This is a genomic window from Aquimarina algiphila, from assembly GCF_947494415.1.
GTDB classification, from domain to species: domain Bacteria; phylum Bacteroidota; class Bacteroidia; order Flavobacteriales; family Flavobacteriaceae; genus Aquimarina; species Aquimarina algiphila.
Map to the genome: position 1 here is coordinate 279,670 of NZ_CANLVC010000008.1, position 24,618 is coordinate 304,287.

Annotated in this window: 21 protein-coding genes; 9 read left to right on the plus strand and 12 right to left on the minus strand. The window is 30.3% G+C overall.

Features of this window, described 5'->3' with window-relative positions:
- The 8 genes from PQF96_RS18940 to PQF96_RS18975 all read right to left on the minus strand — a co-directional run bounded on the left by PQF96_RS18940 (position 1) and on the right by PQF96_RS18975 (position 6,399).
- Positions 1-546 (minus strand): YceI family protein, encoded by a 546-nt coding sequence (locus PQF96_RS18940; RefSeq protein WP_271767804.1) that lies wholly within the window; start codon positions 544-546, stop codon positions 1-3.
- A 19-nt stretch (positions 547-565) separates the two neighbouring features.
- Positions 566-988: an OB-fold protein gene (locus tag PQF96_RS18945; protein WP_143918447.1), complete on the minus strand. Its 423-nt coding sequence runs from the start codon at positions 986-988 to the stop codon at positions 566-568.
- Positions 989-992: 4 nt separating this feature from the next.
- Positions 993-1,361: a c-type cytochrome gene (locus PQF96_RS18950; RefSeq protein WP_271767805.1), complete on the minus strand. Its 369-nt coding sequence runs from the start codon at positions 1,359-1,361 to the stop codon at positions 993-995.
- Positions 1,362-1,445: 84 nt separating this feature from the next.
- Entirely contained in the window at positions 1,446-2,297 is an 852-nt protein-coding gene (locus PQF96_RS18955; RefSeq protein ID WP_271767806.1) for a hypothetical protein, read from the minus strand.
- Positions 2,298-2,825: 528 nt separating this feature from the next.
- Positions 2,826-3,545 carry a hypothetical protein gene (locus PQF96_RS18960; protein ID WP_271767807.1) on the minus strand — a complete coding sequence of 240 codons (720 nt, stop codon included), beginning with the start codon at positions 3,543-3,545 and terminating at the stop codon, positions 2,826-2,828.
- Between the two features lie 36 nt (positions 3,546-3,581).
- Positions 3,582-4,286 carry a hypothetical protein gene (locus PQF96_RS18965; protein ID WP_271767808.1) on the minus strand — a complete coding sequence of 235 codons (705 nt, stop codon included), beginning with the start codon at positions 4,284-4,286 and terminating at the stop codon, positions 3,582-3,584.
- 23 nt (positions 4,287-4,309) lie between these two features.
- Positions 4,310-5,002 (minus strand): hypothetical protein, encoded by a 693-nt coding sequence (locus tag PQF96_RS18970; RefSeq protein WP_271767809.1) that lies wholly within the window; start codon positions 5,000-5,002, stop codon positions 4,310-4,312.
- 290 nt (positions 5,003-5,292) lie between these two features.
- Entirely contained in the window at positions 5,293-6,399 is a 1,107-nt protein-coding gene (locus PQF96_RS18975; protein ID WP_271767810.1) for a LytR/AlgR family response regulator transcription factor, read from the minus strand.
- A 438-nt stretch (positions 6,400-6,837) separates the two neighbouring features.
- Here PQF96_RS18975 and PQF96_RS18980 point away from each other — a divergent pair, with 438 nt between their 5' ends.
- Genes PQF96_RS18980 through PQF96_RS18990 form a run of 3 tightly spaced genes read left to right on the plus strand, consistent with a single transcriptional unit; the run spans position 6,838 to position 8,720 of the window.
- Positions 6,838-7,275: an OB-fold protein gene (locus PQF96_RS18980; protein WP_109437374.1), complete on the plus strand. Its 438-nt coding sequence runs from the start codon at positions 6,838-6,840 to the stop codon at positions 7,273-7,275.
- Positions 7,268-7,816 (plus strand): YceI family protein, encoded by a 549-nt coding sequence (locus PQF96_RS18985; protein ID WP_109437373.1) that lies wholly within the window; start codon positions 7,268-7,270, stop codon positions 7,814-7,816. Before PQF96_RS18980 ends, PQF96_RS18985 begins: the two co-directional genes overlap by 8 nt.
- Complete coding sequence (locus PQF96_RS18990; protein ID WP_271767811.1) at positions 7,806-8,720, plus strand: DUF5777 family beta-barrel protein; 915 nt, start codon at positions 7,806-7,808, stop codon at positions 8,718-8,720. Before PQF96_RS18985 ends, PQF96_RS18990 begins: the two co-directional genes overlap by 11 nt.
- Before the next feature lie 45 nt (positions 8,721-8,765).
- Here the strand turns inward: PQF96_RS18990 and PQF96_RS18995 are convergent, their stop codons facing one another.
- Together PQF96_RS18995 and PQF96_RS19000 are read right to left on the minus strand one after the other, a co-directional pair.
- Complete coding sequence (locus tag PQF96_RS18995; protein WP_109437371.1) at positions 8,766-9,470, minus strand: LytR/AlgR family response regulator transcription factor; 705 nt, start codon at positions 9,468-9,470, stop codon at positions 8,766-8,768.
- Complete coding sequence (locus PQF96_RS19000) at positions 9,463-10,650, minus strand: sensor histidine kinase (protein ID WP_235010989.1); 1,188 nt, start codon at positions 10,648-10,650, stop codon at positions 9,463-9,465. The genes PQF96_RS18995 and PQF96_RS19000 overlap by 8 nt, the downstream gene beginning before the upstream one ends.
- 200 nt (positions 10,651-10,850) lie before the next feature.
- Between PQF96_RS19000 and PQF96_RS19005 the strand changes: the two genes are divergently transcribed.
- From PQF96_RS19005 to PQF96_RS19015, 3 genes are all read left to right on the plus strand, one after another.
- A complete protein-coding gene (locus PQF96_RS19005) occupies positions 10,851-11,720 on the plus strand; it encodes an ABC transporter ATP-binding protein (RefSeq protein WP_271767812.1) in 870 nt (289 codons plus the stop codon).
- Positions 11,721-11,790: 70 nt separating this feature from the next.
- Complete coding sequence (locus tag PQF96_RS19010; RefSeq protein WP_271767813.1) at positions 11,791-15,411, plus strand: ABC transporter permease/M1 family aminopeptidase; 3,621 nt, start codon at positions 11,791-11,793, stop codon at positions 15,409-15,411.
- Between the two features lie 82 nt (positions 15,412-15,493).
- Positions 15,494-15,718, plus strand: coding sequence for a hypothetical protein (locus PQF96_RS19015; protein WP_109437368.1), 225 nt, complete (start codon positions 15,494-15,496; stop codon positions 15,716-15,718).
- Positions 15,719-15,832: 114 nt separating this feature from the next.
- On the opposite strand, the gene PQF96_RS19020 is transcribed toward PQF96_RS19015, so the two are convergent.
- Positions 15,833-16,549 carry a LytR/AlgR family response regulator transcription factor gene (locus PQF96_RS19020; protein WP_271767814.1) on the minus strand — a complete coding sequence of 239 codons (717 nt, stop codon included), beginning with the start codon at positions 16,547-16,549 and terminating at the stop codon, positions 15,833-15,835.
- A complete protein-coding gene (locus PQF96_RS19025; RefSeq protein WP_271767815.1) occupies positions 16,546-17,562 on the minus strand; it encodes a sensor histidine kinase in 1,017 nt (338 codons plus the stop codon). Before PQF96_RS19025 ends, PQF96_RS19020 begins: the two co-directional genes overlap by 4 nt.
- Positions 17,563-17,772: 210 nt before the next feature.
- Between PQF96_RS19025 and PQF96_RS19030 the strand changes: the two genes are divergently transcribed.
- The 3 genes from PQF96_RS19030 to PQF96_RS19040 all read left to right on the plus strand — a co-directional run bounded on the left by PQF96_RS19030 (position 17,773) and on the right by PQF96_RS19040 (position 24,567).
- Entirely contained in the window at positions 17,773-18,642 is an 870-nt protein-coding gene (locus PQF96_RS19030) for an ABC transporter ATP-binding protein (protein WP_271767816.1), read from the plus strand.
- Positions 18,643-18,675: 33 nt separating this feature from the next.
- A complete protein-coding gene (locus PQF96_RS19035) occupies positions 18,676-22,311 on the plus strand; it encodes an ABC transporter permease/M1 family aminopeptidase (protein ID WP_271767817.1) in 3,636 nt (1,211 codons plus the stop codon).
- A gap of 78 nt (positions 22,312-22,389) precedes the next feature.
- On the plus strand, positions 22,390-24,567 hold the full coding sequence (locus PQF96_RS19040; protein ID WP_271767818.1) for a S9 family peptidase: 2,178 nt from the start codon (positions 22,390-22,392) through the stop codon (positions 24,565-24,567).
- The last annotated feature ends 51 nt before the right edge of the window (positions 24,568-24,618 follow it).

Below are 24,618 nucleotides of genomic sequence, written 5' to 3' on the forward strand. Positions count from 1 at the left end.
TTACTTCTTATAAGGTTTATGATCTAATTCAAATGTTACTTCTATTGTTTTGGCAATATTATTTATTACCACTGCCGGAATCTCAATGTTATAATCTGCTACATTGACCGGAAAACTCCCTTTAAGTGATATATTATCTTGTGTTTTAATTATTTTGGCCTGTGTCTTTATATTTTTAGTTACTCCATGTATTGTTAAATCACCTGTTATAGTAACTGTTTCTTCGCTATTGCTCAATCCATTGATGTTAGGTACCTTACCTTTAAATTTAGCTTTTGGATATGTGTCAGATTCTACATAATTTTCATTAAAATGTTCCTGCATTAATGATTTTTCAAACTGAAATGATTTCATTAAAATGGAAATTGCGATGGCGCCGGTTGATGTATCTATGATACTTAAGACTTGATTATTATCTGCTTTAATATCTTCTACAGGTGAACTTGAAAAGAATGAAGTATATCCTTGCTTGGTTAAAAACCTTTCTTGTCCTTGCAAAAAATTGGTCAAGAAAAAACAGAGTAGTAGTATATGTGTAGTTTTCATATTTCAGTTAAATTTTTGATTAGTTAATGATTATGCATTTTACAAGTATAACATCCATGAGATATCCTGTACAGATACCTTTTATTTTAATGTTTTGCCCTTTTTTTAAACTTGCAATCTTTGTGTGTTCTTCGGGAGATAAATGACATATTACCCCTCCCATAGAACCTTCATCGCTAAGTGTTATTATTCCTTTATTTTCACTGACATTAATCTCTGATATAGTACCATTTACTTCAATGATCTTATCTAAATATTTTGAGTTTGACTCGAATTCATTATTTTCAAAATCATTCAATAATTTTTGAGATACTAAAGTGATATCTGGTGATGCTTCTGACACACTAATATGTGGTTTGTTATATACTATATTTACTATTATGATTATGCCGGTAATTCCCAAAATAATAGCAAGTATTATGTTTTTGATTTTTTTACTCATAACATTAATTGTTTAAAGCCCCGTTATCTATCCAGCAGCGAATTAATTCTATTTCTTCACTTGTTAAAGAACCATTAAGAGGCATTCTTCTACTTACAACTTGTCCCTTAACATTAGAGGCATTAGCACTGATTCCTTCATATGTTCTTAAATCAGGAAATTGATTTCCACCATGACAACTAATACAATTAGTATCTATGATAGCTTTTATACTGGTGCTAAATAAAATATCTGGATCGCATGATTCATTTTCACTTATAGGATTTCCATTTTCATCTATTGGAGTTTCTTCTTCAACATTAGTTTCACAAGAAAGTATGGTTAAGCATATTGTTATTAATAAAATGCTTTTAATTTTTGATGGTAAATTCATTGGTTACGGATTTAAAAAAAGAGGAAGAAAGAATTATTTTCTCCCTCTTATCAACTAACTACTTAAACATGAAATCAATTCTTATTATTCAGGTGCTCCAGGAGTGTCGGTATTGGCAATTGGCCAAACCCCTGGATTAGGAACATTAATTCCTAAATTATCTCCTCTTTCTGTATCTTGCCCAAAATAGTATAAAGGCCAACCTTTATACGTTAACTGCGAGGTTCCAAATACATCTATGGTTCCAAAGTCATTAGGGTTAAGAATACTTGGGAGTTTATCGATATCTATATGAAAAACTGGCCATATAGCATTATTAGAAAAATCAGCAGCGGTGTAATTATTAGTGTCTTTTTTATCATTCATAAAAGTATACAGGGTTCTTCCTGTTGTTGCATTTACGATGTAAAAAGTAAGCTCATCACCTGGCGTATAGTCACTTTTAAAATTCACATTGTTTCCATCTGTATCTTTTCCAACTAATTGTGCTTCTACATACATCAAAGAATAATCTGGTTTTGCGATATACCAATTATTTCCAACTTGATCTCCATTTGTATCTCCAGCGGCATTATCATTTATAAAGTAATATAATGGCCACCCTTTGTAGGTTGTTTGTTTTTCACCATCTTCTCGGGTGATTTCACCAAAATCTGATGTTTCTAATCCTGTGTCAAGCGTTAAATTATTAGCATAAAATATAGGCCAATTAGCAATACATCCATCACTACAAGCAGAAGTCCCTTTAGAATCTCTAGAAAAGAAATAAAGAGATTTACCATCTGCATCGGTTAAGATATTTCCAAATGTAGTATTACTAACTAATTGTACAGCGTTAGCTTCTGGTTCTGGATTTGATGGTGAATCTGAGTCGTCACTACTACAACTATACAATACAGTGATAGAAATAAGTAGTAAGAAAATTGAGTTTTTCATTTTAAAAAATTATTTATGGTTTACAGGGCAAATAACCGTCAATAGGGGCTTTACATTCAAATTAATGTATGCGAGAGGGAAAAAATGCCGTTGAAAAGGAAAAAAAAGACTTGAAAAAATATGACATTTATCGATTTTGGAAGGCTTAAAGTATGTTCATGCATATGCCTAACAATAAATTCTCATATTTTAGATTGATGCTCATTAATACTTATGAGTTTTGCATCTAAATAAAAACAATATTGATGATATAGTATTAACTCAAAACTTTACTTTGAACTTAATAATGTATGTTTATGTTTCTTTATTTTCAAATCAAAATCACTCTGTTCTTTTAAGTAGTTCTGGATTAGTTTTAAAAGATGAAAGGGGAGGAGATAGCTATTTTGAGTTCGTATTATAAAGAAATATATTTTCTTTAGTAGTTCTCTTTACCTAAAGTTGAAAGTATTCAATAAAAAATCCTGCTGGTCTCATTCGTAACCAACAGGATTTAAGGTATTGAAAAATTAAAAAATCTTTATAATTCTAGAGTATGTCAACTCCGGGAATATTTTCTAAAACAATAACATCTACTTCTCCGGATATAGATAAATCATTTTCACTGCCGTTATTAGCCCCATCGATATCAAAAGAAAATGAGAAAGTGAGATTATTTGTATCATCATTAAAATTGAAATTGGTAATGTTGAAATTAGACAAAGGTGTTTCTATATCTTGATTATCAAAGAGTTCATTTAATTGTAACAATACTAGATCCTCGAAAACGATATTATATTCATTAAGATCTAATGTAAATTCAAACTCTTGAGTATCAGTCCCAGGGTTGATAACATTAAGTATAATCCCTGCTGTGAATTCTTGAGAATTTTCATCCGGAGTATTTAGAAACCTCAAAAGATTAAAAGTAATCCCTGTGTCATTTGTAGTAAATGAATTAAAATTGATAAGCGATATCGCATCAATAGCTGTAAATTCTAATTTTTTTGTATCTGTAAACGCCTCACCTGTATCAGCTCTGTTTCCATTAAGAGTAAGATCGATACTTCCAAATTGTGTTAATTCTTCAAAACCAACACCATCTTGTCCGTTAATTCCATCGGTACCATTAGATCCGTCACTTCCATTAACTCCATCTAGACCATCAGGTCCGGCTGCACCATCTTCACCTTCGCAATTGACAAGGGATATCCCAAGAAAACCAATAAAAAGGAGTTTATATATTGTTACTAAATGTATATTTTTCATTTTGTGTAAATTTTATAGTTTTTATTGCTATGCTTATTATATTCTTTGCAGCTCTCTTAATACAATCACATCTACTTCTCCTGATACCGATAGCTCATTACCAGTAGTATTTCTATTTGCAGGTACATCTAGCGTAAAAGAAAATGTAAGTACATTCGTTTCGTTATTAAAATTGAAATTGGTGATACTAAAATTCTCTATATCGTTATCGCTGCCAACAAATGTTGTAATATCCAATACAGTAAGATCTTCTGAAATTACAGGATATTGAAATATGGTAAAACGAGATTCGGTAAACTCTGGATTATCTGATTCGGGATTGGTAACTCGTAAACTAAATGTTGTGCCAACGCTTTGGAATTCTTCGCCACCGGGAGCACTTAGAAACCTTCCAAAATCGAACTGTAAAAAAGACTCTTCAAGAATGACAGAATTTGATTGTGGTAAAATTTCTGGAGACAATGGAGTAAATCGAAATACATTACTATCAGTAAAAGCTACATCATCTGGTCTTGTCCCTTTTAAGGTAAGCGTTATACTCCCAAATTGTGTAAGTTCATCAAAACCTAATCCATCAGTTCCATCTGTTCCGTTAATTCCATCGGCACCATCAATCCCGTTAATTGCATCTTGTCCTGCAGGTCCTATTTCACCATCTTCTCCTTCACAATTGGCAAATAATACCCCAAAGCAGCAAATAAAAATTGCTTTATATATATTTATATGATTAAATCGTTTCATTTATTTTTGTTTTTTGTTATTATTTAAAGTTCTATGTCATCTATATCTTCTACGACTATGACATTTACTTCTCCAGAAATAGCTAAATCATTACCTGTATCATTATTTGCAGCATCAACATCAAAAGAAAATGAAAATGTAACCGTATTGGTTTCATTAATAAAATTGAAGTTGGTTACACTAAAGTTTGTAATCTCTGTTCGATTGTTATTAAAATCACCGTTAAACCCAAAGTAGGTGAGATCATCAAAAATCATCGTATAATCATCTACGCTTAGTTCGAATTCAATAATTTCATCAACTTCTCCCGGGTTAGTAAATTCGAGAAAAATTTTAATTCGTGAGCCTACAAAATCACTATCCGGCACACTTAGATTTCGTTCTATCTTAAAGTCTAAAGTGTTTTCTCCTATTTCTACATTGTTGTCACGGTCGATATCTTCTACACTGGTAAATTTAAATTCATCGGTCTTGGTAAAAGGAATATTATCTGGTCGTGTTCCTTCTAGCGTAAGTGTGATACTTCCAAATTTGGTTAGTTCATCAAAACCAACACCGTTTTGACCATTTGTTCCATTGATACCGTCTGTTCCATCAACGCCATCAATCCCAACAATGCCATCTTGTCCTGCAGGACCGATATCACCGTCCTCGCAATTGGCGGATAAAAGCCCCAATGCACAAATTACAATTGTTCGCAAAAAAAAGTTTTTCATGGTTTTCTTTTTAAAAATTATTTACTATTTGAGTGAAGACGCAAATAACCATATCTATTGGCTTTCCAATGAAATTAAAATTTATGAAACGGAAAAAAAGAGGTTAAAAAGGAAAAAATAGACTTGAACAAAAACCCATTTTTTTGTTTTATGGATAAAATATTAGATATCAATACTATCACGGATAATTGAGAGGTAAGAAAAGAGAGAGTTAACTATAAGAATGAATTATATGTCTTGAATATAGCGCGTGAAGTTATTAAATATGATAAAAAAAGTTAATAGATAAGCTAAGTGTTTAACCATTGTCTAAATTCTGCAGCTTTATTTTTACTGATAATAATTTCTACATCAGCATTACGAACCAAAATTTTAAGCTGACTATTACCATATTTGATTATTTTTTCTATCGAAGCAATACTAATAATAAATTGTCTATTCGCTCTAAAAAATAGGGAAGAATCTAAGCTTATATACATATCATCTAAACTTATATTACTAGTGGATTTTTTTCCATTAAAACAATTCACATAGGTAATCGTATTTTCGGTATAGATATAAGAAATTTCATCAATAGAAATTGGAATAAGCTCATTTCTTATATACGTAAGAATTCGTTTTTTACCATGATCTGATGTTGATTCTGATTGTTCTTCATTTGTATTTTCTACGACAACCTTTTGTTGATAAGCTACAAGATCAGTGTTTAGCTTAGAGAGACTTATCAGTTCACTTTCTAGGTTTGTGTTTTTGAGCTCTAATTGTTTCTCATAATAACTACCTATAATACGAACAGCAAAAAAAGAAGATAAAATGATTAATCCTCCCATTAATATAAATATAGTATAAAAACTTGTTTTTAATTTTCTTATTTGTGTAGCTACTTTATCCAGGTTGACATTTGCGGCTATGATTAAATCAGAATCTTTAACCGGTGATATATACACAATTTCTGATGCTATAGTAATGCTATCTTTTTCTTTTTGTCGCTTTTGGTTCATTAATAAATCATATAGCTTATCAGCACTATTTTCTTTGCTTAACGATTCTAATAAAGATTGATTAGAGTTTACTTTTTGTCCAACTTTTGTAATATCAGGGTTACAAACTTCTTTTCCAGACCAATCAAACACACAAATAAATGAAGCATCTGTATTTGTGTTTTCAATCGTATTTTGAATATTTTGTATTATAGTCTTTTTATCAATGTTAGCAGTAAGTTGATAATTGATGAGTTTTGCTATTTCATTTGCTTCTCTTTTACTCGATTCTAACTGTATTTCGATAAGTTGATTAGCACTAACCTTAATAAAGTATTTCACCCCAAAAGAAGCGATGATTAAAAAAATAACTGATATAGAAATAAAGGTTAAAAAATATAATTTATCTTTTCTCATTATACTATTGATACAATATCATTACTCATTTTAAACAATCAAGTATACTATAATTATGATTATGAAGACGAAAATAATATATTTTTATAGCTATTTTTTTTAATTCAAGAAATAATTACCAATCACTTTAATGGTTTTTTTTCCTTTTTAAGGTTATTTTTTCTTCTTGAGAGAGGTTTTGTATTATAAAATACATCAATCATTGTTTATTTGTTGAACACTAACATATAAAATAATCATAGGATGAAAACAATTCAAATCTATTTACGTAAGTACTTCTTTTTAAAACCATATATCTCTATTATTTCATATTTTAAATAAAGTATAGAAAAAACACAATGTTTTATAAGCGATGTATTATCTATATATTGTAAAAAATATAATTTATAAAATCAGAGCTTTACTATACCAATCTAATATGTTGTTTAAGAACTATAAATGAATAACAGAAATAAAATAATATTCCTTTTTTTTTCCGCTCTACTGATTATAGGGGGGTATGCATATTTTGAATTTCACAAAAGTTCTTATAAGAATATAGATGCAATGTCTACTGATACTTCTGTTAATTCTTCAGAGTTAATATCATTATTTATGTTGAACGAAAATTCAGCAAATTCTGTATATAGAAATAAAGTTATAGAAGTAGAAGGTATTGTAAAAGAGGTTACTTTTTTAAATAATCGAAATACTGTATTATTGCATGGCAATAATAAATATTCTAGTGTATTGTGTGATATGAAAGATGATCAAGTTGAAGAAATAAAAAAACTCAAGAAGGGTCAAAAAGTAAGGATTAAAGGAGTTTGTAAAGGGTTTCTAAAAGATGCTATTATATTACATTGTATACTGATTAATACACCAATCAATGAATAAAGTTATTATTCTGATATTTCTTTTGATAAATTTTGCTGATTTTGAAACAAAACCGGATCAATTTATAGCACGACAGGGACAGATTTCTTTCTTTTCTTATACTTCTGTCGAAAATATAGAAGCAAAAAATAATCAGGTTTTAAGTATCATAGATTTATCAAAAAATGAAATTGCGATAAGTATGCTCATGAACGCTTTTATATTTAAAAAGTCGTTGATGCATGAGCACTTTAATGAGAGTTATATAGAGTCTGATCTACATCCTAAGGCTACTTTTGAAGGTAAAATTAAAGATTTTGATCCACTTATGGATGGAGTACAAACTCGAATGATTGCAGGAGAGCTTACTATTCATGGTATTACCAAAGAAGTAGAAATAAAAGCGACAATAGAAAACACAGAGGGGAAATATTTATTTACCGGCGATTTTGAAGTTGCTGTTAAAGATTTTGATATCAAAATTCCACCTATTTTGGCTCCTAATATAGCCAAGAATATATCGATAACATTTAGATTTGAATACCAGCCTTATGAAAAATAATGTACATTTTATTATATACTTTTTTATATTGATGGGATTTAGTAATTCTGTTAAAAGCCAGGGTTTACTCGACACATTAGAAAAGGAATACCCGGATACCCCACAATATGAAATTGCTACTTTTAAAGCTACACGTATTTCTATTGGTCATTCTATAGAAAATCGTAAAAAAGGAGTGTTAGAAATAAAAGCAATGAATCGATTTTGGAATATACCCAATTTTGAAGGCCAACGGTTTGTAGCGGATAAGATAAATGCAAGATTGGCTTTAGAGTATGGTATTAGTGATCGATTAACATTTGGGGCAGGAGTAAGCACATTGGATGGTATTTTTGATGGATTTTTAAAATATAAGTTACTTAGACAACGAAGTGATAAAAAAGGATCGCCTATAAGCATGACTTTATTTCAAAATGGTTCATATCGCAGTAGACGTAATAGACCTTTTACTGATATTAATAGATTTGAGGATTTTACAGATCAGTTAGCATTTACCAGTCAGGTATTAATTGCTCGTAAGTTCACACCTCAATTTTCTATGCAACTTTCTCCAACATATATACATAGGAGTTCGTCTACATTTGATGAAGATCCAAATAATCATTTTGCAATTGGGATTGGTGGTCGATATAAATTGGGAGGCCATGTATCTATAGTCTCAGAATACTATTACGTTCTCAATCCTCTAAAGTCTATAGATACCTATGATGCATTTGCATTAGGTGTAAACTGGGAGCTAAGTGATGTAATGTTACAATTTCAGCTGACCAATACAAGAGGTATGGTAGAGGATAATTTTATTACACAAACCCCAAATAATTTTAATTTTAAAGATGGAAATTTTGTTTTTGGATTTAATGCAACTTTCGTATTACACTTAAATCAAAAACGGAAGCAGAAATAGAATTCCAAGTTGAATATTCTAATATTTTAACAACAAGAAAGGTAATTATTTAAGTAACTCATTGATTTTTATTTTATACATCTTCCCAATAGGAATGATATAATCTCTTATGTGTATTTTATTGCCTTCTATGTTCTTTATATGGCTTTTAGCCACGGCAAATGATTTATGAACTTGTAAAAACTCTTCTTTAGGTAATAATTCTAACATTTCAGAGATTTTTTCACGAATAGTAATGGTTTCATGTATAGTAATAACCTTGGTATAATTACCGGCGGCTTCAATATAAAGAATAGTATCAATACCTACTTGTGTATATTTTTTATTAGAGCGCAGAAAAATAGTTTTTGCAACAGGACTTTCGACGTTCGCTATTGACATTGACTGTTGTGCTTTATTGGTTGAGCTTACTGCTTTATTTATTGCTTTTAGAAAACGTTCAAAGCCAAAGGGTTTTAACAGATAATCCGCAATATTAAGTTCGTACCCTTCTAGAGCAAATTCGCTATACGCAGTAGTAACAATAACTTTTGGTGGTGATGGAAGTGTTCTTAGAAAATCAAAACCTTTTAATTTAGGCATATTTAAATCTAAAAAAATCAAATCTACTTCATTCTTATTTAAATATTCAAAAGCTTCTAGTGCATCATAACAATTCTTCATCAAGCTCATATTGGGCAATAAGTCACAATATCCTTTAATTATATCATGAGCTACAAATTCATCATCAATAATTATATATCTAATCATATTTCTTTAATGTTAATTCTGCCTTATATACATCTTCTTTTATAATAAAAGATAAGGAGTGCTGTTCTGGATACATTAATTCAAGCCTACGCTTCAGGTTTTTAAGACCGATCCCCGGTTGGTTATTAAGTTCTGTATTATCAAAGTTATTTTCTACTATAAAATGGATTTCATTTTTTTTAGCAATCATATTGATATGTACATATGCGTTTTCTCTTAAATTTTCTACACCATGTTTAAAAGCATTCTCAAGAAGTATGATAAACAATAGTGGCATCACCTTATATTCTTCTTCAATATCAAGATCAAATTGTATTTCTATCTTTTTATGATAGCGCATTTTATGTAATTCGATATAATTTTTTAAATATGATATTTCTTTGTCTAGAGGCACCAAATTTTTCTCTCCTTCATATATACTATATCGCATCATGTCAGAAAGCTTAAGAATTAATTCTTGAGCTTTCTTTGAGTCTTTTTCTACCCAACCATACAAATTGTTAAGCATATTAAAGAAAAAATGAGGATTAACCTGGCTTTTTAAATGTAATAATTCTGTTTGAGCCTTTTCATTTTTAAGCCTAATGACTGATTTTATCTGTCTAATTATCCAATTTGCCAGAAAAACAAAAAGGGAGAGAAAGAAAACAGGTGTGAGTAATTCAAAAAACTCTTCGCTCCCCGAAGGTATCACATCTTTTTGATTCGTGTCTACTTCTACCGTATACATAAATAACACAATGAGTGTCATCATCATGATCATTGATAACACTACAAAACCAAGTTTGGAGATACTCCAGATACCGATTGCTCGGATTTTTTTTTTGGCCATATAGTATTGTATAAAGATAAGTAGGAGGATGACTAAAAATAGTAAGCTAAAAAAGAAAGAAAGAGCATTATGATCAGATTCAGTTTCGATTGCTCCTATTAAATATAAAAAGGCAATCAATATTGCCATTACCCTAAATTCCTTACGTTTCCAGGATTGAATATCAATTTTGTTTTTAAGGAACTCAAAAAAAGTCGAGTATCCCATAATACAAATCACAGCAAAAAGACATAGAGAGCTGGTAAACCATATATCTAGAACACCTAAAAAAGCTATATTCATTAGGAAAAATAAAGAAAACCCTAATGCTATTATACTACGTTTATATCTTCTAATAATTGAAATCATAGATCAATATTAATTGAATAAAATGGTTCAGCCAAAGAAGTTGATAAACAAACGCTATACGGTGTTAAAATCTTCTAAAAGTGTGATAAAAACTCTTTAAATACACTTTTGGTTTTTGTATCCCTTATACAACTAAGTTCATCACAATTGTTTGAAAGGCATCCTACATACTTGATAAGTTTGTTTAAAAATCAATCAATATGAACAGTCTAAACATAACAAATCTTTCGAAAACCTATGCTAATGGGGTTAAAGCACTAAATAATGTTTCACTAGAGATTCCTACCGGAATGTTTGGTCTACTTGGTCCTAATGGAGCGGGTAAATCTACCTTAATGAGAACTATTGCTACTTTACAAGAAGCCGATGAGGGAACAATAACTCTGGGTGACCTGGATGTTCTTACACAAAAAAATGAAGTTCGAAAAGTTCTTGGGTATCTACCTCAAGAATTTGGGTTATATCCAAAAGTTTCTCCAGAATTATTACTTAATCACCTTGCAGTTCTCAAAGGAATCACAAACAAAAAGGAAAGGAGAGAAATCGTTAAAGCACTTTTACATAAAACCAATTTATATAATCATAGAAAGAAAAATCTTGGAGGTTTTTCTGGAGGAATGAAACAACGTTTTGGTATTGCACAGGCCTTACTTTCTAACCCCAAATTGGTTATTGTAGATGAACCCACTGCCGGACTTGATCCAGCTGAAAGAAACCGATTCTATAATGTATTAAGTGAGCTTGGCGAGAATACTATTGTGATACTTTCTACTCATATTGTAGACGATGTAAAAGAATTATGTCCCAATATGGCCATTATAAATCAAGGAGAAGTATTGCTTAAAGGTAACCCCACAAAAACTATTGAAAAGATAGAAGGGAAGGTATATCAAAAAACCATTAAAAAGAATGAATTGGGGATGTATAAGCAAGAATATAAGGTCATCGCTGAAAAATTACTACAAGGTAAGCCAGTCATTCATGTTCTGAGTGATCATAATCCCGGTAATGACTTTATTCCTATAGAAGCAGACCTTAACGATGTGTACTTTTCACAGATTTTTGGTTAATCTCAAAGACTAAATCCATAAAACTAGCATACTTCAACCCTAATTTTTTCAATACAATAAAAAATCAATCATGATGTGGTACGAAATATTCAAATTTGAAATTAAATATAGAGCAAAACGCCCTGATACTTATATCTATTTTGCAATCGTCTTTTTATTTTCTTTAATAGCTGTTAACTTCATATTTGAGAAAGGTCTAAACCCTGTAAAAGAAAACGCTCCTTATGTTATCGCTTTTACTATGGCAGTTGTTACTGCCATTTTCACAATGATAACGTCCATGATTATGGGAGTTGCAGCATTGAGGGATTTTGATCATAATATGGAATCACTAATGTTTATTAATCCGATTAAGAAAAAAGATTATTTGCTAGGCCGATTTCTGGGTTCTTTTGTAGTCCTACTATTTATTTATAGTGGATTGCTTTTTGGTATTATGTTAGGAGAGTTTATGCCATGGCGAGATACAGATAATATGCTAACCTTCAATTTGTGGCATTATCTTCAACCATTTCTTTATTTAGTCATACCAAATTTATTCTGTGGAGGAGTTATTTTTTTTATTAGTGGCGCACTAAGTCGTAAACTCATTGTAGTATACACACAAGGAATCATATTTTTTGTTTTATATCAGATTACAGCTATGCTAACCAAAGGGAGGATTGATGATCCATTTTTTGTGACAGCTTTAGATCCATTTTCTTTTCAAACCATTAATACAATTGTAAGGTTTTGGACAACTACAGAGCGTAATTTGACTATGGTACCTATGGATGGATTGTTATTATACAATCGATTAATTTGGGTCATTATAGGAATTGTTGTCTTTATTGTTGGTGCTTACAAATTTAGCTTTAATGTAGTTCGGGATAAAGGATCGAAAAAGAAGTCTAAAGCTTTTCAGAATAAAGAAAAAAAATCATTACAAGAGGATATAGAAATTCCTAAGGTGAATATACGTCATGATATTAAAGCAAATTTTATTCAGCTTAAACATCATACATTCTTCTATTTAAGGTCTATACTAAAGGAAGGTTCCTTTTTGGCTATACTACTTTGTGGAATAGGTATCATATTTATCAATTCTATTGATTTGGGAAATATATTTGGTGTAAATAGTTATCCAAGTACATATCTAGTAATCGAAGAACTTCAGGAAATGTCGATGTTTTTCTTTTTGATTCTTCTCGTATTTTATTCTGGAGAACTGATCTGGAAGGAGAGGGATGTCAAACTCAATTTAATACATGATTCTTTACCAATATCTGACTTTATCAATTTAACAGGAAAGTTTCTGGGGTTGTTACTTATGTATTTAATATTGATAGTAGTTTTAATCGTATCAGGAATAGTTTTTCAGATTTCAAAAGGATATTACCAGGTTGATCTTGTAAATTATACCGTTGGTTTCTTTGGCGAGATTTTTCCTTTTCTTATGCTCTTTAGTTTTATCTCTTTTTTCTTTCAAACCATTTGTAACCATAAGTATATAGGACATTTGATGGTTTTAATTTTCTTTATTGTAACCTTGGCTTTGCTAATACTAGGTTTTAATCACGGACTTTATAGTTTTGGAGGTGGTGATCTGGGAACATATTCTGATATGAATGGATATGGTCACTTTCCATTATCATATAGTCTCTTTAAAGTTTATTGGATTGCAATATGTATGCTTATATTCATTATAACGGTAGTTTTTTCTGTAAGAGGTACAGAAACACAATTAAAAAAGCGTTTAAAATTAGGTCAATTACGATTAAATAGTTCCCTGATAAAATTAGGAACAGTGGCAATGTTTATTTTTATAACTACAGGATGTTATATCTTTTATAATACAAATATTCTTAATACACACTTTTCTATATCAACAAAAGAAACGTATAAAGCAAATTATGAGAAAACACTTAAAAGGTATGAATACCTCCCACAACCCAAAATAGTAGATGTAAATTTAAAAGTAGAATTATATCCAAAAGAGAGAAATTATACTGCTGAAGGGTATTTTATACTTAAAAACAAGCACAATACAAATATTAAAGAAATTCATATTCAAAAGTTAGCTAATGATGATGTAGTTTTAGAGGATGTATACTTTAACAGAGGAGTTAGCATTAGTAACGAATTCGAGGAATTCAGTTATTATGTTTATACATTAGATCAGCCTTTAGTTCCCGGAGATTCTTTAAAAATGGAATTTAAACAAACCTATACTACAAAGGGGTTTGAAGGCGATAATCAATCAAATACTCAAATAGTTTATAATGGTACATTCTTTAATAACGATCATTTTCCAACATTAGGATATAATAAAAGCTATGAACTAAAGGATAATAATACTCGTAGGGATTATGGATTATCTCCTAGAATGACAAAGGCCAAAATAGATGACCCCAAAGAGTTAATGAATGGAAGGTCTGGGGGAGACGGATATAAAATCAACTTTGAGATGGTTATTGGTACAGAAGCTGATCAAACCGCAATTACATCAGGTACATTAAAAAAAGAATGGATAGAAGGAGATCGTAAATATTTTCATTACAAAATGGATACTCCAATGATAAATTTTTATGCTGTTGTTTCTGCTCGTTATGAAGTAAAGAAAGATCAATGGATTCCAAAAAATGATAGTTTAGGAGATCCAGTAGACCTGGAAATCTATTATCATAAAGGGCATGAATACAATCTGGATAGAATGATGAAATCTATGAAAGCATCTTTTGATTATTTTAGTACAAACTTTAGCCCATATCAGGATCATCAGATGAGAATTATGGAGTTCCCCAGATACGAAACCTTTGCTCAGTCTTTTCCAAGTACGGTACCTTTTTCTGAAGCCATAGGATTTATGATGGATATTGATGATGAAAAGGACGTAGATATGACTTTTTATATAACAGCACATGAACTGGCACATCAATGGTGGGGGTTGCAATTAGTGGCAGCCAATGTAGAGGGTAGGCATATGATATTAGAATCATTAGCACAGTACTCTGCATTAATGGTTATGAAACAAGTGTATTCTGAAGAAAAAATTCAACAATTCTTAAAAGGAGAATTAGAACGATATCTAAGTGGCAGAACTTCAGAAAGAAAAAAAGAATTACCATTAGCATTGGTAGAAGGACAACAGTACATTCATTATGGAAAAGGAGCTTTAAACCTATATGCTTTTCAAGATTATATATCTGAAGAAAAAGTGAATCTTGCCTTAAGAAGATTTATTAGAGATTGGAATGGTTTTAATGGGCAATTGCAAACCGATAGATACGCTACTACTGCAGATTTATTAGGATATTTTAGAGAAGTTACTCCAGACCATTTGCAATATATTATTATGGATTTATTTGAGACCATAACTTTATATGAAAACAAAACTACCGAAGCTCGTTATACTACTATATCAAAAGATCAGTATCGGGTAAATTTAACTTTAGATGCTGTGAAATATAGGATAGATAGTTTGGGCGTCGAAAAATCAATTAGTATTAATGATTGGGTTGATATTGGTATCTATGCTGATGGAAAGAATGGAAAAGATAAATTGATTTATCTAAAAAAGCACAAAATTACAAATCAGATTACTCAATTAGAACTTACAGTAAATCAAAAACCAACTAAAGCTGGAATAGATCCAAAATATAAACTCATCGATAGAAAAACAAAAAATAATGTGTTATCCTTTTCAGAGTAAACAACAACGAGTAGTAGTGTAGAAGTCCATCATATAAAGGCGCCTACTGATGTTATAAAAAAATGAAAATCAATTTTCTGTAATGCGATCAATTCATGAAGATTATGGAAATACAAAATCCAAATTAGTTGAAATTATAAGAACAATTGAAAAGCAAAATAATATTTCGATAAAGTATAAGTTTTCCTACGGAAATATTAAAAACTGTATCAAAGAATATATAGATAAGGTAAAACCAGAAACTGTATTATTAGGAAAAAGAATGAGATATTACAGCAAAAAAGGTTTGAAATCATCAATGATTTAAAACAACAAAACTTGAAATAAGCTAAAAGGGAAGGGTTGATGCTCTTTTAAAACAAGTATCACAAAAAATAGATATTCCTATATTGGTTTTATGGTAGTAATATAAAAATTAAAATTATCGTATCGCTTCTATTAAGTTATGCTTATAAACACTACCAATTGGAATATGAACACCTTCTATTTTAATTCGGTTACCCTCTATTGTTTGAATTTTTTTTAAGGCTACGATATATGATCTGTGTATTCTCAAAAATTGTTTTTTAGGTAACATATTTTCAAAATTTGTTAACCTATCCAAGGATGTGATCGTTTCATGACCAAGATGTATTTTGACATAACTACCTAAACTTTCTAAATATAAAATTGAATTTAGAGATATCTGATGAATTTTTTTATCCCCTTTTATGAATATGCTTTCATCTGTATTGATAACTGCGTTGGTGACCGATGTTGATTGATTAGAGTTTGCTCCTTCCATTAATTTTTTTTGATCTCGTGCTTTGCCAATAGCTTTTAGAAAACGCTCAAAACTGAATGGCTTAAGGAGATAATCTATAATATTAAGCTCATAACCTTCAATAGCATACTCCTGATATGCTGTAGTAACTATAATTAGTGGAGGATTACTTAGCGTACGTAAAAAATCTAGCCCTTTAAGTTTTGGCATATTAATATCCAGGAAAATCAAATCAACCTGATTTTCATTTAAATAACTCATAGCTTCAAATGCAGAATAACATTCTTTTTCGATAGTTAAAAAAGAAAGATCTTCACAATAATTTTTGATTACTTTATGAGCTAATGGCTCATCATCTATCGTTATGCAATTCATTCTAAATTTAATTTTAGCTCTACTATAAATTCATTGTCTTTTTTGATAATATCCAGAGAATGAGCATTTGGATAAATTAAAGATAGCCTTCTCTTTACATTTTCAAGTCCTATTCCAGATTGATTTTGGGATATTGTATCATTAAAATTATTTTCAATACAGAGATATAGCTCTTTTTCTGTTGTTTTTAATTCAAAATTTAGGAATGCATTTTTTTCGATAAGATCAAAACCATGTTTAAATGCATTTTCTAAAAATACAATTAGAATCATTGGAGCAATTTGTATAGATTCATTTTCAATTTCTTTTTTAAATGTAATTATTCCACGCTTGTGATGCCTCATCTTTTGTAAAGCAATGAAATTATCTAAATATGTTACTTCGCCAGCAATTGAAACTTTGGAAGCTTTACAATCATAAATTGTATATCGCATCATTTCAGAAAGTTTTAAAATAACAGAAGGAGTTTCATCAGACTTTTCGAGAGAAAGAGCATATAGATTATTTAGCGTATTAAAAAAGAAATGTGGATTGATTTGATTTTTTAATAAAGATAATTCAAGATGAAGACGATCATTTTCGATTTTGTTAATTTTAGAAAGTTGAAAGAACCATTTATAAGAGAGGTTTAATAGTGTAGTGATTAGCATTATAAAAACCATAATCAAGATTCCACTTTCTATGTTTTTTTCTTCCTTTGGTTGATTAAACCAATAATGATCCATCCAAGGCTCTATATAAGCTATAACAGATCCCCAACCAATAATCACAACAGACATTGTTAAACCAAACCTAATGTATTGTTTTCTAACAAGGTATTTTGGGATGAGCCAGTATATATTGAAATAAATAGGTGGAACAAGTATTAAGAAAATACCCGAAGCAACTTGCAAAAAGTAAATGGCTAATGAACCAAAAGTAAGTGTATCCCAATTTGCAACAGCAAACATTAATCCGATTACAAATGATATGCTAATAAGAATGAGGATATGAATAAGTATTCTTTTTTTCATAGAAAACTAATGTACTAAAACTATCGAAGTAGGACTATTCTATTTAACGAATATCATTATATCATCAATGAATTGATTCTTTTTATTAATGAACTTATTTCATTGTTTAACTATACTTATATGCAACAGGTATAGCGTTGTTCGTTAAAAAGAATTGATTCCCCAAACGCATTCTATTTTTTTTGTTCCAGATTCTAAAACTACGAACTTATGAAATTAGTTATACAAGATTTATGTAAAACATATGCAAACGGGGTAAAAGCACTAGATCATCTTTCTTTAGAAGTTTCTAACGGAATGTTTGGTTTATTGGGCGCAAATGGAGCTGGTAAATCTTCTTTAATGAGAACATTAGCAACACTACAAGAAGCAGATAGTGGTTCTGTTTTTTTAGGAGAAATAGATATTCTTAAATATCCAACCGAATTACGAAAAGTATTGGGATACCTTCCTCAGGAATTTGGTGTATACCCAAAAATAACCGCAAAACAATTACTAGATCACCTAGCCATTTTAAAAGGTATAAGTCATAAGAAAGAAAGGGCCGAATTAGTTCGTTATTTACTCCATAAAGTAAACCTTTATGATAAACGAAATAAAGCTGTAAAAGGATTCTCAGGAGGAATGAAACAAAGAATTGGCATTGCTCAAGCCCTTATTGGTAATCCAAAATTAATAATTGTAGATGAACCCACTGCAGGGCTGGATCCTGGAGAAAGAAATAGATTTCATAATCTCCTGGCAGATGCAGCAGAAGATGTAATCATTATTTTATCTACGCATATTGTCGAAGATGTACGAGAGTTATGTCAACACATGGCCATTATGAATAAAGGAAAATTAATATGCCAGGGCAAACCTCAATCAGTAATTGATGAATTAGAAGATAAAGTCTGGCAAAAATTAATAGAACGAAATGAGTTAGAAGCTTATACAAATATGTATAAGGTGATTTCAAATAAAATGGTAGGAGGTAAGCCACTAATTCATGTGTTAAGTGATCAGATACCCGGAGAAGGATTTTTTCAAGTTTCACCAACATTAGAAGATGTTTTTTTTGCAAAAACAAATATTATTTAAGCCTCTTGATTAGGTATAATCTTAAAACAAAACATGATGTTTAAAACATTCTTTTTAAAAGAGATCACAAGAGGGTTAAAACAACCCATGATCTATATATTTTTTTTCATATTTACAATCATTGCTGTCATTGGAGTTCTGAACGATGATATAACATTTGGAGGCTCAGTAGGAACTACATTAAGAAATGCTCCCTATGTAATGACAATATATGTGGCAAATATGTCAATTTTTGGATTGCTAATTGCTACGACCTATTTTAATAATGCCGCATTAAGGGATTATCAGTATAATTTTGATGAAATTCTTTTTAGTACATCTATCCATAAAGCTGGTTATTTTTTTGGTCGATTTTTTGGTGCTCTTTTTTTATCTACAATTCCATTATTGGGTGTACTTCTTGGTTTCCTAATTGGCACTAATATGGGGCTTGAAACTGGAATAATAGGCGAAAACAGGTTAGGAGAGCTTCATTTCGGTGCTTTTATAAATAACTATTTACTATTTATTTTGCCTAATATGTTTATTTCTGGTGCGATTATTTTTGCTATTGCGAATACATGGAAAAGCACAATTATTTCATTTATAGCTACTACTATTATTATAATTGGATATTTATTATCAGGAACATTTTTAAATGATATCAGTACAGAAAATTTGGCAGCACTTACTGATATTTTAGGGATAAGAGCTTATACTATAGATACCAAATACTTAACTGGTATTCAAAAAAATATAGAAATCGTGTCTTTTGCAGGGTGGTTACTTGTCAATAGAATTCTTTGGTTTTCTATTGGACTAATTATCATTTTTGGCTCTTATATATCCTTTTCTTTTATGCGAAAAAATAAAAAAACAACTATTACTAAGAAAAGAAAGCATAAAACATCAGAAACAAAAAGCTTTAATCTCCCTCAAATAAAAAGTAACTTCAACAATACAATATCAGCAATACAGTTTATTAGTTTCTTTAAAATCAATTTTTATACTCTTTTAAAAAGTAATACTTTTAAAATAATGCTCATTTTTGGGGCTCTTACTTTAATTAATAAGCTTATCAATGGTTTTGAGTACTATGGTCTTCAATCCTATCCTGTAACCTATAAAATCCTTGATTTTAATCGCCCCATTAGTATGATTCTAGGTATGATCATGTTAGTGTTTTTTAGTGGGGAGTTAGTATGGAGAGAGCGAACAAATACGATTAATGGAGTAGTTGATAGTACCTATCATCATTCTTTTGTTTTAATCATTTCTAAAATAATATCGCTAATTGTTATAAATATCATCTTTGACCTATTTCTAATTTTTATATCTATTGGATATCAATTGTTAAACGGGTACACAAATCCGGAAATCGGAGTATATCTCTTAGATTTTCTCTATTCGGGTTTACCAACGTATGCGATTTGGTCCTGTATTTTGATATCGATACAAATTCTTATAAACCATAAATATATTGCATACTTTGTGTCAATCTTACTTATTTTCTTAATAGAATTTTTGGTAGTAGATACATTAGGGATTTCATCCTATATGGTTAACCTTGGATTTACACCAAGTTATTTGTATTCTGATATGAATGCGTTTGGGGCAGTGTTAACCGCAAAAAACTGGTTTAACTTATATTGGATATTATTTGGTGTTTTACTTACCATAATAACAAGTGTGTTTTGGGTAAGAGGAACCATTAGCGGATTCAAAAACAGATTAAAAACTGCACAAAAATATTTCACGAAGAGATATATTTTGAGTCTAATTGTTATTTCTGTTTTGTTTATCTTAACCTCTAGCTTTGTTTACTATAATACTCAAGTATTAAATCCTTATACATCTGCTGATGATATTGAAAATATGCAAGAGTCTTATGAGAAAAAATACAAACAATTTGAACACATTATACAGCCCAAAATAACTTCGATACAATATGAAGTTGATATTTACCCAAATGAGCGGAATGTAAAATCTAAATCCTACATTACTTTAGTAAACAAAAGCAAAAAAGCAATTGATTCTCTACATTATACAACTACATATTTTGTTGGAGAAAGCAATACAGGGCCAGAATTAAGAGTTTCAAACTGGAAAAAAACAATAGCTATTCCAAATTCAAAATTGGTGTATAATGATACTAGACTTGGTTATCAGATTTTTAAATTAAATACTTCATTATTGCCAAATGATACGATACACATTGTTGCCGAAACAAAGTATGTCAGTAAAGGTTTTGAAAACTCTGTATCAAATATTCGCGTCGCTAAAAACGGAACATTTCTCGATACATCTCATATTTTGCCTTCTTTTGGATATGAAGTTAATAATGAGATAAAAGATGCTAATAATCGAATAAACAGGGGTTTACCTGTGAGGGTCGTAATGAATTCTTTGAAGGCTAAAAAAGATGTAACTACAGGAAATTATATAACTAAAAATCTATCAGATTGGGTGCAAATAGAAACTACTATTTCTACGGCGAATGATCAAATAGCAGTTGCACCTGGCTCACTCATAAAACAATGGTCTACAAAAGAAAGATCTTTTTTTAAATATAAAAGTGATCACGTATCATTAAACTTTACCAATTTTATGTCAGCCAAATATGAAGTTGCCAGCAAAAAATGGAACGGAATTGATATCGAGGTTTATCATCATAAAACGCATCATTATAATATCGATATGATGCTTAATGCAGTTGAAAAATCACTAACGTACTTTACTGAAAACTTTGGTCCTTATTTTCATCATCAAGCAAGAATTGTTGAAATTCCGAGATATTATAATTTTGCTCAAGCATTTCCTGGAACAATGCCTTATACAGAAGGAGGAGGGTTTATCACTAATCTTTCAAATAAAAATGATAACAATATCATCTATTCTATAGTAGCTCATGAGATGGCTCATCAGTATTGGGCACATCAGGTAGTGGGTGCCAATGTAGAAGGGGCTACAATGCTATCAGAAAGTTTTGCTGAGTATTCTGCATTAATGGTCATGAAAAAAGAGCTTAATGATGATATAAAAATGAAGCAATACCTGGCTTATGATTTTGAAAAATATTTAAAAGGAAGAAGCCGTGAAACGGAAAAAGAAAATCCTTTATATAAAGTAAAGGATCAAGGATATATTCATTACGGAAAAGGGAGTTTAGTGTTATATGCTTTACAAGATTATCTTGGAGAGGAAGTAATTAATGAGACCTTAAGGGAATTTTTAAACGATTATAAATATAAAACAGCTCCCTATCCAACAACCTTAGATTTTATATCATATTTAGAATCTCGAATACCAGATGCAATGCAGTATCTTGTAAAAGATTGGTTAAAAGAGATTACACTGTATGATTATCGCTTGAAAACAGCAACTTATACTGCTAAAAATAATGGGAAGTATGATGTTTCAATGTCTATTGAAGCTCATAAAATAAAAGTAGATAGTTTGGGCAATGAGCATAATGTACAACAACATGATTGGGTTGATATTGGAGTATATGCCGATGCAGACGAAAAAAAACTAATACATGTAAAAAGAGTGTTGTTTACTGATCAAAATATGAGCTTTACATTTGAAGTTGATCATATTCCGATAAAAGCGGCTATTGATCCAAAACGACTACTGATAGAACGTGTAATTGACGATAATGTAAGAGAGGTAATAGAACTGATGAATTAATTTTTAAGTAGAATACTAGAATATTTTCAACTATTTTTACAATTACAAATTTGTCAATCAATTAATTCTTACACTATCATGAAAACAAAACTCGTTTATTTTTTTATCATTTTCACTATATTCTTTGTTGCTTGTAAAACAGATACAGAGAAAACAAAATCAATAGAACATTCATCAATTAAACCACCTATTGCTAAAAAAATTCCTGAGAAGTTAGAAGCGCATGATGATATCCGAATTGATAATTATTTTTGGATGCGTTTAAGTGATAAACAGAAAAATGCTGAAATACCTGATGCACAAACTCAGGATGTATTAGATTATCTAAATGCAGAAAATGAATATAAGAATATAGCAATGAAGCACACAGATAGTCTTCAAAAGAAGTTATTTGATGAAATGGTTAGTCGTGTTAAAAAAGATGATGCTTCTGTTCCTTATAATGATAATGGTTACTCTTACTATACACGTTATGAAGAAGGTTTGGATTATGCCTTGTATTGCCGTAAAAAATTAGATGACAATAATAAGGAAGAAATTATACTCAACGGGCCCGAAATGGCAAAAAATCATTCTTATTTTGCTATTGGAGGCAGGTCGATCAGTATTAATAATAAGCTTTTAGCATTTGGTGTAGATACCGTTTCCAGGCGTCGTTATGTAATTCAATTTAAAAATTTAGAATCTGGTGAACTATTATCAGATAAACTTGAAAACACAAGTGGTAGAGCAGTATGGGCAAATGATAACAAAACTCTTTTTTATGCTACAAAAGATTCCATAACGTTAAGACAAGATAAAATTTATAAACATGTTTTAGGGACTGATCAATCTCAGGATGAATTAGTTTTTGAGGAGAAAGATGAAACTTTTCTTTGTTTCGTATATAAATCAAAATCTCGAAAATATATTATGATTGGTAGTGATCAAACCTTATCTACAGAATATAGATATATAAATGCTGATACTCCAAATGGCGAATGGAAACTTATCCAAGCTAGAGAAAAAGATTTAGAATATAGTGTTGATCATTATGATGACCATTTTTACATTAGAACAAATCTTAATGCTAAAAATTTTCGTTTAGTAAAAACACCTATTTCCTCTACAACAAAGGAAAACTGGATAGATGTAATTCCTCATCGTGAAAATGTTTTGCTTCAAAATTTTGAAATTTTCAAAGAGCATTTAGTGATACAAGAACGAGTAGATGGATTACGTACAATTCGAGTGATGAAATGGAATGGTGATAATGATCATTATATCAAATTTAAGGATCCTGCTTATGTTGCATATCCAACAACAAATCTTGATTTTGATACTAATATTCTTCGTTACCAATATTCTTCTTTAACTACTCCTACAAGTACTATAGAGTATAATATGGAAACGAAGAAAGAAACTATTTTAAAAGAACAAGAAGTATTAGATCCTAACTTTTCAAAAGATAATTATACATCTGAACGTTTATACGCAACGGTAAGAGATGGGGTTAAAGTACCTATATCAATTGTATACAAAAAAGGTGTAGAAATAAGTAGTAAAACTCCATTATTACTATATTCTTATGGTTCTTATGGTAGTAGCACAGAACCTTTTTTTAGCTCCAATAGACTTAGCCTACTAGATCGCGGATTTGTATATGCCATGGCTCATATTAGAGGAGGACAAGAAATGGGAAGGCATTGGTATGAAGATGGTAAGCTACTTAAGAAAAAGAATACATTTACTGATTTTATTGATTGTGGCGATTTTTTGGTTAGTGAAGGTTATACAAGTCCAGACCATATGTATGCTATGGGAGGTAGTGCAGGGGGGTTATTAATGGGAGCCATTATGAATATGAAACCAGAATTATGGAATGGAGTAGTGGCTGCTGTACCATTTGTAGACGTAATATCTACTATGATGGATGAAACTATACCTTTAACAACATTTGAATTTGACGAATGGGGTAACCCAAAAAACAAAGAATATTATGAATATATGAAATCGTATTCACCATATGATAATGTTGAAGCAAAAGCTTATCCAAATACATTAATTACAACAGGCTATTGGGATAGTCAGGTACAATATTGGGAACCCGCTAAGTGGATAGCCAAACTTAGAGAATTAAAAACTGATGATAATCTTTTAATCATGGATTGCGATATGAAAACAGGTCATGGTGGTGCGTCAGGTAGGTTTGAGCGTTATAAACGTACTGCCTTGAGTTATGCATTCATGATGGATCTGGAAGGAATGAAAAAATAGAAATATATAAGTATTAATAAGTATACAGAGATTGATATGAACAGATGTTCA